The organism is Amycolatopsis sp. NPDC003676 (assembly GCF_053587275.1).
This window is the reverse complement of the sequence record NZ_JBSFNS010000091.1, coordinates 1-16,293: the sequence shown is the minus strand read 5'-3', so window position 1 is coordinate 16,293 and position 16,293 is coordinate 1. Positions and strand designations below refer to the sequence as shown.

12 protein-coding genes are annotated in these 16,293 nt (G+C 69.6%); 6 read left to right on the top strand and 6 right to left on the bottom strand.

Annotation, left to right across the window (positions count from 1 at the left end):
* Positions 1 to 135 precede the first annotated feature (135 nt).
* The 4 genes from glgC to ACWDNU_RS34725 form a co-directional block, all read right to left on the bottom strand.
* Positions 136 to 1,353, bottom strand: coding sequence for a glucose-1-phosphate adenylyltransferase (glgC, locus tag ACWDNU_RS34740; protein ID WP_370938468.1), 1,218 nt, complete (start codon positions 1,351 to 1,353; stop codon positions 136 to 138).
* Positions 1,350 to 2,507 carry a glycogen synthase gene (gene glgA / locus ACWDNU_RS34735; protein ID WP_449671986.1) on the bottom strand — a complete coding sequence of 386 codons (1,158 nt, stop codon included), beginning with the start codon at positions 2,505 to 2,507 and terminating at the stop codon, positions 1,350 to 1,352. Before glgA ends, glgC begins: the two co-directional genes overlap by 4 nt.
* Positions 2,508 to 2,573: 66 nt before the next feature.
* Complete coding sequence (locus ACWDNU_RS34730; protein ID WP_449671985.1) at positions 2,574 to 3,326, bottom strand: putative protein N(5)-glutamine methyltransferase; 753 nt, start codon at positions 3,324 to 3,326, stop codon at positions 2,574 to 2,576.
* A gap of 70 nt (positions 3,327 to 3,396) precedes the next feature.
* A complete protein-coding gene (locus tag ACWDNU_RS34725; protein ID WP_037713536.1) occupies positions 3,397 to 3,891 on the bottom strand; it encodes a universal stress protein in 495 nt (164 codons plus the stop codon).
* Between the two features lie 199 nt (positions 3,892 to 4,090).
* Here ACWDNU_RS34725 and ACWDNU_RS34720 point away from each other — a divergent pair, with 199 nt between their 5' ends.
* A complete protein-coding gene (locus tag ACWDNU_RS34720) occupies positions 4,091 to 6,163 on the top strand; it encodes an AMP-binding protein (protein WP_449671984.1) in 2,073 nt (690 codons plus the stop codon).
* A 1-nt stretch (position 6,164) separates the two neighbouring features.
* Here ACWDNU_RS34720 and ACWDNU_RS34715 read toward each other — a convergent pair whose 3' ends face one another.
* The gene (locus ACWDNU_RS34715) at positions 6,165 to 10,325 is read right to left on the bottom strand and encodes a tetratricopeptide repeat protein (RefSeq protein ID WP_449671983.1); all 4,161 of its coding nucleotides are present in this window, start codon (positions 10,323 to 10,325) and stop codon (positions 6,165 to 6,167) included.
* Between the two features lie 73 nt (positions 10,326 to 10,398).
* Positions 10,399 to 11,283 carry a LysR family transcriptional regulator ArgP gene (locus ACWDNU_RS34710; protein ID WP_449671982.1) on the bottom strand — a complete coding sequence of 295 codons (885 nt, stop codon included), beginning with the start codon at positions 11,281 to 11,283 and terminating at the stop codon, positions 10,399 to 10,401.
* A 40-nt stretch (positions 11,284 to 11,323) separates the two neighbouring features.
* Between ACWDNU_RS34710 and ACWDNU_RS34705 the strand changes: the two genes are divergently transcribed.
* The 5 genes from ACWDNU_RS34705 to ACWDNU_RS34685 all read left to right on the top strand — a co-directional run bounded on the left by ACWDNU_RS34705 (position 11,324) and on the right by ACWDNU_RS34685 (position 16,232).
* Positions 11,324 to 11,959: a LysE/ArgO family amino acid transporter gene (locus tag ACWDNU_RS34705; RefSeq protein WP_449671981.1), complete on the top strand. Its 636-nt coding sequence runs from the start codon at positions 11,324 to 11,326 to the stop codon at positions 11,957 to 11,959.
* A gap of 70 nt (positions 11,960 to 12,029) precedes the next feature.
* On the top strand, positions 12,030 to 12,482 hold the full coding sequence (locus ACWDNU_RS34700) for a MarR family winged helix-turn-helix transcriptional regulator (protein ID WP_449671980.1): 453 nt from the start codon (positions 12,030 to 12,032) through the stop codon (positions 12,480 to 12,482).
* On the top strand, positions 12,479 to 13,276 hold the full coding sequence (locus tag ACWDNU_RS34695) for an ABC transporter ATP-binding protein (protein WP_449671979.1): 798 nt from the start codon (positions 12,479 to 12,481) through the stop codon (positions 13,274 to 13,276). The genes ACWDNU_RS34700 and ACWDNU_RS34695 overlap by 4 nt, the downstream gene beginning before the upstream one ends.
* Positions 13,236 to 14,057, top strand: coding sequence for an ABC transporter permease (locus tag ACWDNU_RS34690; RefSeq protein ID WP_449671978.1), 822 nt, complete (start codon positions 13,236 to 13,238; stop codon positions 14,055 to 14,057). Before ACWDNU_RS34695 ends, ACWDNU_RS34690 begins: the two co-directional genes overlap by 41 nt.
* A 45-nt stretch (positions 14,058 to 14,102) precedes the next feature.
* The gene (locus ACWDNU_RS34685; protein ID WP_449671977.1) at positions 14,103 to 16,232 is read left to right on the top strand and encodes a transglycosylase domain-containing protein; all 2,130 of its coding nucleotides are present in this window, start codon (positions 14,103 to 14,105) and stop codon (positions 16,230 to 16,232) included.
* The last annotated feature ends 61 nt before the right edge of the window (positions 16,233 to 16,293 follow it).

Below are 16,293 nucleotides of genomic sequence, written 5' to 3'. Positions count from 1 at the left end.
TCCTTTGCGCAGTGCCTGCCGGATGCGCGACTTTAACGTCGCGGGGCCGACACGGCAGGACAGAACCGGGCCGCGTTTCATTCACTGACCGAATGTGCCTGACTGTCGGGACAACAGGGCAGCGAAACCCGTCCGCTAGATCGCGGTTTCTCCCTTGCCCAGCACCACAATCCCGAAATCGCTCACGTGGTAGTGCCCGCGATCCCGAGCCAGATCCACCCCGATGTGCGCACCCGGCGGCACAACGACGTTCTTGTCCAGGATCGCCCGCCGCACCACCGCCCCGCGGCCGACTCGCGCACCGTCCAGCAGCACCGAACCCTGCACCACAGCGCCGTTCTCGATGAAGACGTCCGGCGACAGCACCGAATCCACCACCTGCGCACCGGAAATGATGCAGCCGTTGCTGACGATCGACTGGGTCGCCGTGCCGCCCTCCACGAACTTAGCCGCCGCGCGCTGGCCGGGGTGGGCCAGGATCGGCCATTTCCGGTTGTACAGGTTGAAAATCGGCTGCGTTGAGATCAGGTCGGTGTGCGCGTCGTAATAGCTGTCGATCGTTCCGACGTCGCGCCAGTAGCCGTGGTCCCGGCCGGTTTCGCCGGGCACCACATTGCCGTTGAAGTCGTAAACCGCGGCCTCGGATTTCTCCACCAGCGCCGGGATGATGTCGCGGCCCATGTCGTGTTTGGACGCCGGGTTCTTGGCGTCCGCGTGCAGCGCGTCGAGCATCACCTGCGTCGTGAAGACGTAATTGCCCATCGACACATACGATTCGTCCGGCGAATCCGGCAGGCCCGGCGGGTCCTCGGGCTTTTCCAGGAACGCGTCGATCTTCGTCCCGTCCTCGGTGCTGATCACGCCGAACGAACGGGCCTCCGCGCGCGGCACGCGGATTCCGGCGACCGTCACGCCCGCGCCGGACGCGATGTGCGCGTCGATCATCTGCCGCGGGTCCATCCGGTAGATGTTGTCCGCGCCGAACACCGCGATGTACGCGGGCGATTCGTCGTGCACCAGATTCAGGCTCTGGTGGATGGCGTCCGCGCTGCCCTGGAACCAGCGCGGGCCGAGCCGCTGCTGCGCGGGCACCGGCGTGACGTACTCGCCGGTCAGCGACGACAGCCGCCACGTCGTCGAGATGTGCCGGTCCAGCGAATGCGATTTGTACTGCGTCAGCACGCAGATCCGGCGGATCCCGCCGTGCACCAGGTTGGACAGCACGAAGTCGATCAGCCGGTGCACGCCGCCGAACGGGACCGCGGGTTTCGCGCGGTCGGTGGTCAGCGGCATCAGCCGTTTGCCCTCGCCGCCGGCGAGGACGATTCCCAGCACATCGGATCCGTCGATCACGAAACCCTCCCGCACGCCTCGTAAACCCCGACCGTCGCGGCGGCGATCGCTGCCCAGCCGAACTCTCCCACCGCGCGGTCCCGCCCGGCGAGGCCCAGCCGGGTGGCTCGGTCCCGATCGGCGGCGAGGTCGTTGATCCCGCGCGCGAGCCCGGCCTCGAAAGCGCCGGGCTCGTTCTCGTCGTAATGCACCAGCACCCCGGTCTCGCCGTCGGCGACCACCTCCGGGATGCCGCCGACGTCGCTGGCCACCACCGCGGTGCCGCACGCCATCGCCTCCAGGTTCACGATGCCGAGCGGCTCGTAAACCGACGGGCACACGAACACCAGCGCGTGCGTCAGCAGCTGGACGACTTCGGCGCGCGGCAGCATTTCCGGGATCCAGTGCACGCCGGACCGTTTTTCCTGCAGGTCCGCGACAAGCCCGCGGAACTCCGAGTCCAGCTCCGGCGTGTCCGCGCCGCCCGCACACAGGATCAGCTGCACGTCTTCGGCCAAGGCGGCCCCGGCGCGCACGAGATGCGGCACGCCCTTCTGCCGCGTGATCCGTCCGACGAACAACGCGTACGGCCGGTTCGGATCGATGCCGTGCTTCTCGAGCACATCGGTGCCGGGATCGGGTTGGTACAGCTCGGTGTCGATGCCGTTGCGCACCACGTGCACCCGCGCCGGGTCGACGTTCGGGTACGCGGCGAGCACGTCGCGCCGCATTCCCGAGCTGACCGCGATGATCGCGTCCGCCGCCTCGTAGGCGTCGCGCTCGATCCACGACGACACGCGGTAGCCGCCGCCGAGCTGCTCGGCTTTCCACGGCCGCAGGGGTTCGAGCGAATGCGCGGTGATGACGTGCGGGATGCCGTGCGCGAGCTTCGCCAGATGGCCGCCGAGGTTCGCGTACCAGGTATGACTGTGCGCGAGATCGTGGCCGGCGAGCGCGTCGGCCATCGAGACCGCGATGTCCATCGTGGCGAACGCGGGCTGGGCGTACCCGTGCGCGTCGCGGTGCCCGTGCGCGCCGTCCGGGCGGTCAGGGCCCCAGCAGTGCACGTCAAGGTCGACCAGCGACCGCAGTTCCCGTGCCAGGAACTCGACGTGCACCCCCGCTCCCCCGTACACGTCCGGCGGATACTCCCGGGTGAGCAGGCCGACCTTCATGCGTCGACCCTAGACGTCCCCACCGGCCGCACGCAGTACGGAAAGCGGGCGAATCCGGTTCGCCGCTCAGTGTTCGCGCAGTCCCACCACGACTGTTGCGCCTAGTTCGTCATCTTCTTCGACGGACGCGGCCAGCCCGGCCCGGCGCACCTCGGCGACAGCGGCGGCCGATTGGCGTTCGCTGGCCTCGAAAAGCACGTGCCCGCCCGGCGCGAGCCACGTCGGAGCCTCGGCGACGACACTACGGAGCACGTCGAGACCGTCGGCTCCCCCGTCGAGCGCGACGCGGGGTTCGTGGTCGCGCGCCTCGGGCGGCATGAGCGCGACGTCGCCGGTCGGGACGTACGGGACGTTCGCGATCAGCACGTCGATCCGGCCGCGCAAACTGGACGGAAGCGGGGCGTAGAGGTCGCCTTGGTAGACCTCACCAGGCACGTTCTGCCGAGCGCAATCGACGGCGGCGGGTTCGACGTCGGCGGCGTGCAGCTCGATTCCGGGCACCTCGGCCGCGACCGTTGCGCCCAGTGCACCGGAACCACAGCACAGATCGAGCACCACTGCTTTATCGTGCGCGAACCCGATGGCCAGCCGCACGAGCAGTTCGGTGCGGTGCCGGGGCACGAAGACGCCCGGCGCGACGACGAACCGGCGGCCGGCGAACTCCGCCCAGCCGAGGATGTACTCCAGCGGTTCCCCGGCGACCCTCCGCTCGACCATCCCGGCCAGGTCGCCCGGTTGGCCCAGCAGAAGGCGAGCCTCGTCCTCGGCGAAGACACACCCGGCGGCCCGCAAGCGCGCGACGACCTCGGCGAAATCCATTACGCCTCCACCTGGTCGTGGGCTCGTGCGTGTTTATGCCGGTCAGAACCGGCATTGCCGCTCACGAGCCCTACGGCACCACGACGACGGGCCAGGTCGCGGCGCGCACCAGCCGGTTGCCGACCGAGCCGACGAGCCGGTGCCCGCCCTGTTCGGACGCGCCGACCACGACCATGTCCGCGTTCACCTCCTGCGCGGCCTGGCGCAGTTCGGGGAACGTCTCGCCGCGACGGACCACGAACGTGACCGGCACCTGCAGGTCGGCCGCCCGGTCGCGCAGTTCCGCGCGCAGCTGCTCGATCTCCTCCTCGAAGGTCTGCTGCTGCACGTCGACGACCGCGGCCGCGGCGAGCCCGGTCCACACCGTCGGCGCGGCCACGTACACCACGACCAGCCGCGCGCGCTGCCTCCGCGCGAGGCCGCCGCCGTAGGCCGTCGCCCGCAGCCCGGTCGGCGACGTGTCCGCTCCGACCAGGATCACGCGCGGTCCGTCGGTGCCCCGTTCGTACGGGCCCGGGTCCCAGCTGGGTCCGTATTCCTCGACCAGTTGCTCCACCCGGCCCATTATGTCCGGGGCGCCGGAACCCGCCCGGTCGCGCCCGTTGCCGGCGCGGAAAACGCCGCAAGAAAATTCCCACCTGGTTGGATTTCCGGTCTTTCGGAGTACCCCAGGCCTCTCTTGCCTGGTAGCGTCCCCGCAACCTGAACACGCGTCCGGGAAGGACCGGGGAGCCCACACGCGTGCGGCGGCGAGGCGGATCGCGATGCGAGACGATGTAGTCGAGGCGAGTGCGGTGGTCGGGCACTCGCCCGAACAGGTGTGGCAGATCGTCGGCACCCCGGAGCTGTACCCGAGGTTCGTCCCGGCGATCAGCTGGTGCGAGGTCACCGTGCCCGCCGAACGCGGCCGCGGCCCGCACTGCCTGATCCGGCTGGCCCCGGACCGGGAGACCATGGTCGAGGGCACCATCCACGCGGCGGTGTACCGGCCGGGCGAGCACGTCGTCTGGTGCGGGCTGCCGGACGAGCGGACCTGGGTGTCGGTCGAACTGCGCCCGGTCCCGCGCGGCGGCACCGAGATCGTGCTGCGGATGATGCTCCCGTCGCTGCCGCCGGAACACTCCGGCCTGCTCGCGCGCGGGACGGTGAAAGGCCTGCTCAAGCAGCTGTCGAAGCGGATCGGGCAGCAGCTGTCCGGTCTGCCCGGCGACCCGCCGGAGCACGAGCCGGCGACTGCGCTGCGCACGGCGAACACGCTGGTCCGCGCGGGTGTGCTGGCCGCCGGACGGCCGGACAAAGTGGTCAAGCAGCTCAGTTCGTTCGCCCGCTGGGGCGCGACGCTGGCCGGCGGGTACCTCGCCGCGACCGCCCGCGGCGCCGACGACGTCGCGGTGCACGACGAGCGCAACTCCCGCACCTTCGGCGAGATCGACGAGCGCAGCAACCAGCTGGCCAACGCGCTGGCCGCGCTCGACGTGGAGGCTGGTTCGCGGGTCGCGCTGATGTGCCGCAACCACGCGGCGATGGTCGAAGCGTTCGTCGGATGCAGCAAGCTCGGCGTCGACGTTGTCCTCCTCAACACCGGTCTCTCCCCCGCCGCCGTCGAAGAAGTGCTCACGCAACACCCGCCCGCCGCGGTCCTGGCCGACGACGAGTTCGCGCCGATCATCGCGTCGGTGCCCGGCGAATTCCCGCGCGTGAGCACGTGGGACGACGCCGACCAGGGCTACCGCACGCTGGACGAACTGCTCCAGGACGCCCCCACGACGCGGCCGAAGCCGAGCGAACGCGAAGGCCGGATCGTCGTGCTGACTTCGGGCACCACCGGTGCTCCGAAGGGCGCGCGCCGTCCGACGCCGAAGGGCGTGAGCACGTCGGCGACCGTTTTGTCGCGAATCCCGTTGCGGGCCAGGGACAAGATCGCCGTGGCCGCCCCGCTGTTCCACAGCTGGGGACTGGCCGCGATGCAGCTCGGCATGGCGCTGCGGGCGGAACTGTCGCTGATCCGCCGGTTCGACGCGGAGCACACGCTGCGCACGATCGCAGAACACCGCTGCGACGCGCTGTTCGCGGTGCCGATCATGCTGCAGCGGATCCTCGACCTGCCCGAACGCGTGCGCAACCGGTACGACCTGTCGTCGCTGCGGATCGTGGCGAGCAGCGGATCGGCGATGCCGGGCGCGTTCGTGACGTCGTTCATGGACACCTTCGGCGACGTCCTCTACAACTTCTACGGCTCCACCGAGGTGTCGTGGGCGAGCATCGCCGACCCGGCGGACCTGCGCGCCGCGCCGACGTCCGCCGGCCGCTGCCCGCCCGGCACCCAGGTCGCGATCCTGGACGAGGACCGCCGCCCGGTCCCGCCCGGCGACGAGGGCCAGATCTTCGTCGGCAACGACATGCTCTTCGACGGCTACACCAACGGTTCCAGCGTCCCGCGCGCCCACGACCTGATGGCCACCGGCGACGTCGGCTACCAGGACGCGTCCGGGCGGCTGTTCGTGACCGGGCGGGCCGACGAGATGATCGTGTCCGGCGGCGAGAACGTGTTCCCGCGTCCGGTCGAGGAGGCTTTGGCCGCGCTGCCCGGTGTTTCCGACGCGGCTGTGGTCGGTGTTCCGGACGACGAGTTCGGCCAGCGCCTTGCCGCGTATGTCGTGCTCCGCCACGGCGCGCGCATGCATGCCGAGGACGTCCGGCACTACATCCACCAGAAACTCGCCCGGTTCGCGGTGCCGCGCGACGTCTACTTCGTACCGGAGCTTCCCCGCAACGCGACCGGGAAGATCGTCAAACGCCTCCTCAACGACGACCTCTGGCCGATCACCCAGGGATGACTCAAAGCCTGGCCAGCTGCCCCTGCGGCCCAGGACTCGACGCCGCCGCCGTAACGCTGAACCGGCCCGGTCCGAAGGTTTCCTCGCCGGTCGGGCCGGACGAGATCTGCCGGATGCTCGCGCTCAGATCAGCCTCGACCCCGCCGGGGAGCTTCAGCCGGATCAGGAACGGCAGCACCAGTCCCACGACCATGAGCCCGACGAGCACCGGCGTGAGCGTCGTCAGCATGACGCCGGTGATCTTGTCGGACAAGAAGAACGCGACCCACAACGCGATCAGCGCGGCGATCCCGACGGCCACCACGATGACGCTGCCCGCCGTGCTGCTCCGCGTGATCCGCAGGCTTTCCTCCATGATCTGCAGGCTGCGCTGCGCCTCGACGTTCCCCGGATCGAGTTTCACGCACCGCCGCAGATCACGGATCGCCTTGCGCCGCTGCATCGGCTTCGCCGGGAAATCCCCGGCGGACTCGGCCAGCTTGTACCGCGCGACCGCGGCGACGAAATACGGCTCAGCTTCGTTCGAGGCAAGAGAAATCGCCTCCTGCGCGCGAGCGAGCGCGTCGGCGTGGAACTGCCTGCCCTGGGTGGCGTCGCCGCGTTCGATGAGCAATTTGGCCACTGCCACCAGCAACTGCCACCGCGGCAGGTCACAGTCGTTGCGGCGCAACGCTTGCTGCAGCACGTCCTCGCCCTCGACAAAATCCCCAGCCGACCGCATCAGCGCGACCGCGAGCCCGAGACTCGCGCTCCCGTTGGCCGGATCGATCTGCCGCGCCTGCCGGAAATGCCGCGCGGCGCCGGCACTGGGTTTGCCCGCCGGATCGTCGATTCCCCGCTGCAGATGGAGATATCCGAGTTCGACGTGCGCCTGCGCGTCGAACCAATCGCGTTCCAGCGCCGCGTTGAGGTGGGTTTCCGCCTCGTCGAACCGGCCGAGCTGCGAGTAAAGCGCGCCGAGATCGACGTAGCTGGCGTGATGGTGATCCAATTCGATCGCACGGCGGAAATGCTGTTCCGCCTGCGCGAACTGCCGCCGCTGGTAATTCAGGACCCCGAGGCAGGTGTGCGCGGCGTAATACTGCTTGTCCTTTTCCAGCACGGAAAAACACAGCTTCTCGGCTTCGTCGCGACGCTGCGGCGTAGCCTGCCGAACCAGGCACCAGGCGAGCCCGAACTCATAGTCGGCACTGTCCGGTTCCTTCTCGCAAGCAATGCGGAACCGCTCTTCCGCGGCCGGGTAATCCCCTGCCGCGAACCGGATCCAGCCCGATTGCGCCGCGGTTTCGGCTTCCTCGCTGGAATCCCTCGCGTCGGCCCGCAGCAGCGCGAGCTGCTGACCGGCTTCGTCCAGCCGACGGCTGTCGTGGTAAATCCAGACGAGTTCCTCCCGCAGCGACCGGTTCCACGGCATCCGTTCCAGCGCCTCGGCGACGCCGCGCTCAGCCTCGTCGAACCGGCGCAGCGACCGGAGCGCGGCAGACCGTCCGGTGATCGCGTCGACGAGGAACGGATCGATCCGCAGCGCCCGTTCGAACCAGGCGAGGCTCTCCTCGTACTTGAGCTGCCCGTCGTGGAGCAAACCCATCTCGACGAGCAGATCCGGCTCGTCCGGACGCCGGTCGACCGCTTCCTTCGCCGCCGCTTCGGCCTCCTCGAAGCGGCCGCGATACCGCAGCGCGATCACCCGCCATTCCAGCGCCTCCTCGTCGAGCGGATCCACGTCGAGGGCTTGCCGGAGGCTGTCGAGAGCCGGTTCGAAATGACCCTCCTCGTCCAGCACGAACGCCCGTTCCACCAGCAGCCCGGGTTCGTCCGGCCGGAGCGCGACCGCTTCGGCGAGCGCCGCGCGGGCTTCGCCGAACCTCCGCAGCCGGCGCAGCGCGTCCGCGCGCAGTCGCAGCGCCGCGGCATCCCGCGTATCGACTTCCAGCGCTCGCTCGTACCACCGGATCGCCTCCGGGACGTTCTCCCGGCCGCGGCAGAGCGCCGCCATCCGCGTCAAGGCGGCCACGTTGTCCGGCTCCCGATCGAGCACCGCCCGCGCGCGGGCCTTCGCCTCTTCGAACCGCCGGAGCCCGGAGCACACCGACGATTCGGCCAGCAACGCCCAGGCGTATCCCGGCTCGACCTCCTGCGCCCGGCGAAACCACCCCAGCGCTTCCTCGTACCGGCCTTGGTCGTGCTGCACCCAGCCTCGCTGCACCAGGAGCCCCGGTTCGTCCGGCCGTCGCCCGATCGCCTCCTCCGCCGCCGCTTCGGCCTCCTCGAACCGGCGCAACCGGCGCAGCGAGGCCACTCGCTCGGCCAGCGCGGGCCGGTATTCGGGATCGAGGTCCAGCACCCGTCCGCACCACTCCAGCGACTCCTCGAACCGAAACCGGCCGGTCGCCAGCCACACCCGTTCCATCAGCACGCCCGGTTCGTCCGGACAGTGCCGGACCGCTTCTTCGAACACCGCTTCGGCCTGGTCGTACCGCCGCAGCGAAACCAAGGCCGTCAGCCTCGACCGCCAGGCCCAGGCGTGCCCCGGCTCGAGGTCCGCGGCCCGCCGGAACCACTCCAGCGCCTGCTCGTACTCGTACTGGTCACCATGGATCCAGCCGCGCTGCACCAGCAGTCCCGGGTCTTCGGGACCGCGGCCGAGCGCGGCCTTCGCGACCGCTTCGGCCTCGGGGAAACGACGCAGCGCCCGCAGCGCCTCGATCTTCGACTGCAGCGCGACCCCGTGCTCCGGATCCAGCTCCAGCGCCCGGTCGTACCGGCCGAGAGCCTCCTCGTGCCGGAGCAGGTCTCCGGCGACCCAGCCGAAGGTCACCCAGCGGCCGGGGTCCTCCGGGTACCGGTCGGCAGCCTCTCGCGCGACTTCCTCGGCTGCTTCGAACCGCCGCAGCCGCCGAAGCGCGAAGATCCGGCCTTCCAAGGCATCGACGTCTCCGGGGTCGACCGCGCTCGCCCGTTCGGCCCAGCTCAACGCCTCCTCGAAGCGGTAGCGGTCCTCGGCCGTCTCGCTCGCCCGCAACAGGAAATCCACGTCGTCCGGGTACTGGCCGGCTCCTTCCTGTGCGGCTGCCGCTGCCTCGGCGAACCGCCGCAGCTTCCGCAGCAGGCTCAGCCGCGACAGCAACGCGGCCTTGTTCCGCGGCTCGACCGCCAGGGCGCGGCCGATCCAGTCCAGCGCCTCCTCGATCCGAGACTGGTCCTCGGCCAGCGCGCTGCCCTCCGTCAGCAGGTCAGGATCGTCCGGCCGGATTTCGAGCGCCTCTCGCAGCGCGGCCTCGGCTTCGCCGAACCGCTCCAGCAGCCGCAGCCTCCGCACCCGCCACCAGAGCGCCCCGCCGTGCCGCGGCGCGATCTCCAGCGCCCGTCCGAACCAGGTCAGCGCCTCCTCGCCGCGGTCGCCCTCCTCAGCCGCCCAGCCTCTGGCGAGCCACAGCCGCGGCTCGCGAGGACGCAGGTCGAGCGCCGCCTTGGCCGCGTCCTCCGCCTCGTCAGCCCGGCCCAAGCTGGAGAGGGTGTTCACCCGCAACCGCAACGCCCACTCGCTCCGGGGATCGACCTCCAGCGCCCGCTCGCACCAAGCCAGCGCTGCCTCGTCGCGGTCGCGTTCGTCCTCCAGCCAGCCCATCGTCGTCAGCGGATCCGGCTCTCCCGGATGCCGCTCGATCGCCTGCCGGCCCGCCGCCTCCGCGTCCTCGTAACGTTTCAGCGAAGCCAGCACCATCACTCGCCAGCGCTTCGTGTCCACGCGTCCGGGATCGGCCGCCAAAGCCCGTTCGAACCACGGCAGCGCGCCTGCCCAGTCCTCTCGGTCGCAGCACACCCGCGCCCGCGCGTACAGGATCTCGGCGTCATCCGGGAACCGGACCAGCCCAGCTTCAGCTGCTTCCGCAGCCGCTTCGAACCGGCGAAGCTGGCTCAACGCCGCCACCTGCCAGGCAACCGCCAGCGCCGGAGACCGCGGGCAGCGCACCGCGCGTTCGAAGGATTCCAGCGCCTCTTCCCGGCGATACTGGATCAACTGCACCTTGCCCAGCGCGATCCACCGCGCCGGGTCGTCCGGGAAGTCCCGCACCGCCTGGCGGCCCAGTTCCTCGGCCTCGTCCAGCCGCCAGTCGTCGCTCAGCCGGTCGATCGCCTCGGCGGTGGCCGGTTCCGTCACTGGAGTCCCTTTCCTTCGCAAAGCCCGCGCACAGCATGCCCCGTCCGGACGGGTTCTGTCTGCCGATCCGCGGTCACGGTCCGAGCGCGCGCCCAGCCGCCCGTCCCACCGCCTCCGCCACCGCGGCCAGCGACGGCGAATCGAGCTTCCACTGCTGCCAGTACAACGCCACGTCCACCGCCCGGTCCGGCGCGAGATCGACCAGTTCCCGTCCGGACCGCTGCAGGTCCGGCACCATTCCCCAGCCCAGCCCAGCGGCCACCGCGTCCACAAAGGACACCGACGCCGGGATGTAGTGCCGGACCCGGCTCGGCAGCTTGCGCCGGGTCAGCCGACGCAGGAACCGGTCCTGCAGATCGTCTTTCCGGTCGAACAGGACCGCGGGCGCGGCGGGGAGCCGCTCCGCCAGCGGGCCGCCGTCCAGCCAGCGCCGCACGAATTCCGCCGACGCCACCGCGTGGTACCGCATCGTGCCGAGACGGCTGACCGTGCAGCCCTGCACCGGCTGCGGCGTCGCCGTGATCGCGGCCATCACCAGCCCCTCGCGCAACAGGGCGGCGGTGTGGTCCTGGTCGTCGCTGCGCAGGTCGAATGAGACCGGCGGCTCGGCGGGGACCTCTTCGAGCGCGGACAGGAACCAGGTGGCCAGCGAGTCCGCGTTGACCGCGATCGGCAGCGTCGTCGGCAGGCCGGGACCGCCGAGGCCAAGCTCCGCGCGTGTGTCCGCTTCGAGCCGGGTCAGCTGCCGCGCGAACCGCACCAGCACCTCTCCGGATTCGGTGAGCCGCACGGGTTTCGACCGCAGCACGAGCACCCGGCCGATCCGCTGTTCCAGCGCTTTCACCCGCTGGCTCACCGCGGGCGGCGTCACGTGCAGCACCGCCGCGGCGCGGTCGAACGACTGCTCGTCCACCACCGCGAGCAAGGTGCGGACCTGGTCGAGCGGAAGATCGGACATCACGATCGCTTATCTTAGTTCAGAATCTTTACCTGGATTAATGCTCGCTCCCGCTCTTAACGTCGGCGGGGTGATCGCTGCTCTCACCGCCGGATTCGGCACCGGCATGTCCCTCATCGTCGCCATCGGCGCGCAGAACGCCTTCGTGCTCCGCCAAGGACTGCGCGGCGGCCTCGTCGTGCCGGTGATCCTCGTGTGCACGCTGTCCGACGCGGTCCTCATCGCCGCCGGGGTGAGCGGGATCGGGGCGGTACTGCAGCGGTGGCCGTCCGGGATCAAGGTGATCGCGATCGTCGGCGGGCTCTTCCTTGTGGGGTACGGGATCCTCGCCGCGCGCCGCGCCTTCCGCCCGGGCACGCTGACCGTCTCCCCCGCAGACCTCACCTCGCCGAAGCGCACGCTCCTCACCTGTCTCGCACTCACCTGGCTCAACCCGCACGTCTACCTCGACACCGTTCTCCTCGTCGGCTCCGTCGCAGCCGGACACGGCGACAGCCGCTGGCTGTTCGGCATCGGCGCGGTGGCCGCGAGCGCGGTCTGGTTCAGCGCGCTCGGCCTCGGCGCGCGGCGGCTGTCCGACGTCTTCGCCCGCCCCGCGGCCTGGCGGATCCTGGACGGCGTGATCGCGGCGACGATGATCGCGCTGGGTGTCGCCCTGCTCCTGCGACAGGGATGAATCGGCAGGCTTCCGGCGAACAAGACATTTAGCGTTGCTAATGACTCTGAGTCAGAGCTAAGTTGGCGGCATGCCCGCACCCCGGATCGACCTCGCCGAACGCGTTCTCACCGCCGTGCTGGGCGTACGCCGGGTCGTGCGTCGCCGGGTGCGCGCCGAACTGCCCGGACCGCATCTGCCCGGCTCGCAGGTGGAACTGCTGCGCGTGGTGCACCGGAATCCGGGCATCGGGGTCGCGGCGGCGGCCCGGGAGCTGAGCCTGGCCGGGAATTCGGTGAGCACGCTCGTGAACGTGCTCACCGACGCCGGTCTGCTGCGCCGCGAAGTCGACCCAGCCGACCGCCGGGCCGCGCGATTGCAGCTCACCGACGCGGCCCGGGACCGAATGGCGGCATGGCGGCGTACCCGCATCGGCCTGGTTTCCGCCGCGCTCAGCCAACTGTCCGAAGAGGACACCTCGGCGATCGTCGCCGCGCTGCCCGCTCTCGAACGGCTTACTGCGGCGCTCAAGGAGGACACATGAGCGAACCGGCTGTCCGCTGCACTGGCTTGCGGCATGCCTTCGGGACCACCGTCGCGGTCGACGGCGTGGATCTCGCCATCGAAGCCGGCGAAGTCTTCGGTCTCCTCGGCCCGAACGGAGCCGGGAAAACCACCACGATCCGGATGATCACGACGCTGCTGCCCGTCTCCGCGGACCGCATCAGCGTGTTCGGACTCGACGTCGCCCGCCGCCGGATGGCCGTCCGCAGGCTGATCGGTTATGTCCCGCAACAGCTTTCCGCCGACGGCGCGCTCACCGGCCGCGAGAACGTGTCGCTGTTCGCCCGGCTCTTCGACGTCCCACGGGCTCAACGCGCTTCACAAGTGCGCGAGGCACTGGAACTGGTCGGGCTGGAGAGCGAGGCGGACCGTCCGGCCGCGCGGTACTCCGGCGGCATGATCCGGCGCCTGGAACTGGCGCAGGCGCTGGTCAGCTCGCCCCGGCTGCTGATTCTCGACGAGCCGACCATCGGACTCGACCCGGTGGCGCGTTCGGCGGTCTGGGAGCGGATTTCCGAGATCCGCGCCAAAACCGGGATGACGGTGCTCGTCACGACCCATTACATGGACGAGGCAGAGCAGTACTGCGACCGCGTCGCGCTGATGCACACCGGCCGGATCCGCGCGCTCGGCACCCCGGCCGATCTCGAAGCCGGGCTCGGCCCGGAGTCCACTTTGGACGACGTCTTCCGGACCGTCACCGGGAACGCGCTCGACACAGGAGGGATCCGCGATGTCCGTGCCGCTCGCCGCACCGCCCGCCGTCTCGGCTGACCCCGGCCCGCTGGGACAGCTGCGCGTGCTGTTCGCCCGGATCGGCGCGATGTGCCTGGTGGAACTGCAGAAACTCCGCCGCGACCAGACCGAACTGCTCACCCGCGCGATCCAGCCCGCGCTGTGGCTGCTCATCTTCGGCGAAACGTTCACCCGGCTGCGCGCGATCCCGACTGGATCCGTGCCGTACCTCGACTATCTCGCGCCGGGGATCCTCGCCCAGTCCGCGCTGTTCATCTCCATCTTCTACGGCATCCAGATCATCTGGGAGCGCGACGCGGGCGTCCTCGCGAAGCTGCTCGTCACCCCAACACCGCGCGCGGCGCTCGTGGCGGGCAAGGCGTTCGCCGCCGGAGTGCGCGCGCTCGTGCAGGCGTTCATCGTGGTGATTCTCGCCGCGTTGCTCGGCGTCGGGCTCACCGCGAATCCGTTGCGGCTGCTGGGCACCGCGGCGGCCGTTGTGCTCGGTTCGGCCTTTTTCTGCTGTCTTTCGATCGTTATCGCCGGTTTGGTGCTTTCGCGCGAACGGCTGATGGGCATCGGCCAGGCGATCACGATGCCACTGTTTTTCGGGTCCAACGCGCTCTATCCGGTGAACCTGATGCCGTCCTGGCTCAAGGTGCTGAGCCACGCGAACCCGCTCAGTTACCAAGTCGATGCTTTGCGGGGACTCTTGATCGGCACCCCTGCGAACCTCGGAGCCGACTTCGGCGTCTTAGTGGGTGCGACCGCGTTGGCGATCGCGGTCGCTTCGGCTCTGCTCGGAAGGTTGGCTCGATGAAACACCCTCGTCCGCACACCGGTTTCTCACGAGGACAGGCATAACGTGGGAACCGTGTCTCGTCGCAGGGGGATAGCCCCGTTCCTCGGATTGTGCGTGCTGGCCGGGATTCTCGTCGCGGGCGCGCTGGCCCCGGTCGCGATCGGAGCCGGCGTGCTGTCCAACCAGGTGAGCGATTCCGTCGACTCCATTTCCGCCGATCTCGTGCACGCGGAGCCGCCGCTCGTCACCACAGTCACCGACAGGAACGGCGGGACGATCGCGACTTTGTACGCGCAGTACCGCATTCCGGTCACTCCCGCGCAGATCTCCCCGGCGATGAAAGCCGCGATCGTCGACATCGAAGACCGCCGCTTTTACAGCGAGGGCGGCGTCGACCCACAGGGCATGCTCCGCGCCGCGGTGCACAACAGTTCAGGCGGGAATCTGCAGGGCGCGTCCACGCTCACTCAGCAGTACGTGAAGAACTACCTCGTCAACGTCGTAGACCGCAACAACAAGGCGGCACAGCAACGGGATCAGGAGGATTCGCTGGCACGCAAGCTGCGCGAGGCGAAGATCGCCGTGCAGCTGAGCCAAACCGTGTCCAAGGACGACATCCTGGCCGACTACCTGAACGTGGTCGAGTACACCGGCACCGTCTACGGCGTCGGAGCCGCCGCACAGGCGTATTTCGGGACGACAGCGGACAAACTGACGGTGCCGCAGGCCGCGCTGCTGGCCGGGATGGTGAACAACCCCAACGTCTACAACCCGTACACGCATCCGGACAAGGCGCTCCAACGGCGCAATCTGGTGATCGATTCGATGGTGTCCGCGCGCTCGATCCCGGCGTCCTACGGCGCGACCGCGAAGGCGACTCCGCTGGGCCTCAGCGGTTCGCGGCCGCAAGCGCCGTCGAGCACCTGCCTCGGCGCGGCCCCGGACGCCGGGTTCTTCTGCGCGTACGCGGTGCGGTATCTCGTGCAATCCGGGCTCACCGCCGACCAGATCGACACCGGCGGGTACACGGTGAAGACCACAATGGACCCGCACGTGAGCCAGGTGACGAAGGACGCGGTGAACGCGAACGTGCCGACCACCCAGGACGGCGTCGCGAACACCTTCGCGATCGTGCAGCCCGGCAGCGACGGGCACCAGGTCCTCGCGATGGTCGCGAACCGCAACTACGGCACCGATCCCGACCAGGGCGAGACGTCGACGAACATCGTGGCCGACGCGAGCAACAAGTTCGGCGCGGGCTCGTCGTTCAAGATCTTCACCTCGGCCGCCGCGATGGTCACCGGGAAAGCGGGCTTGAACACGCCGCTGACGAACCCGTTCAGCGACTGTTTCAACCCGCCCAACATGAACCGGTACACGCACTGCTATCCGGTGAGCAACGACGGCACGAGCTACCCGAACCCGATCTCGCTCGCCACGGGCTTGGCCACTTCGCCGAACGTCGCGTTCGTCGGCCTGGAGGCGCAAGTAGGGATGCCCGCGGTGCTGGACATGGCGCGGAAACTGGGCCTGCGCAACACCATGGCGACCAACGACGCGGGCAGCAAGCCGATCACCGACCCGTCCGACCCGCGGTCGAAAAACCCGCAATACAACGAACCGCAGTCGCAGTACTTCCAGAACCTGCTGTCCTTCACCCTCGGCAACAGCCCGGTGAGCCCGCTGGAAATGGCGAACGTCTCGGCAACCCTGATGAGCGGCGGGATGTGGTGCCCGCCCGACCCGATCCTGTCCGTCACCGACCGCCACGGCCAGCCGGTTTCGCTGCACCAGCAGGCGTGCGAACAGGTGATCCCGCCCGGCGTCGCGAACACGCTGGAGGCCGGGCTGAGCCAGGACACCACCGTCGGCACGTCCGCCCGCGCGGCCCAGTCGGCCGGCTGGACGCACCCGGACATCGGCAAGACCGGAACCACGCAGGAAAGCGAATCCGTCGCGTTCGTCGGCGGGGTCGACCACTACGCGGTGTCCTCCATGGTCTTCGCCGACGGCCCTCACCCCCAGGAAATCTGCCCCGGCACCCCAGTGCACCTGGGCAACTGCGGCCACGGCGCGTTCGGTGGCACAGTCGCCGCACCGCCGTACTTCGCCGCGATGAACCAGCTCCTGGCCGGGCAACCGGATGTCCCGATCCCTCCGCCGGATCCCGCCTACCTGGACGCCCACGCCTGAGCTGCTCTGCCTTTGTGCGCGCCGTGAGGGGAACCCTGAGGGAATCTGATTCCCTCAGGGT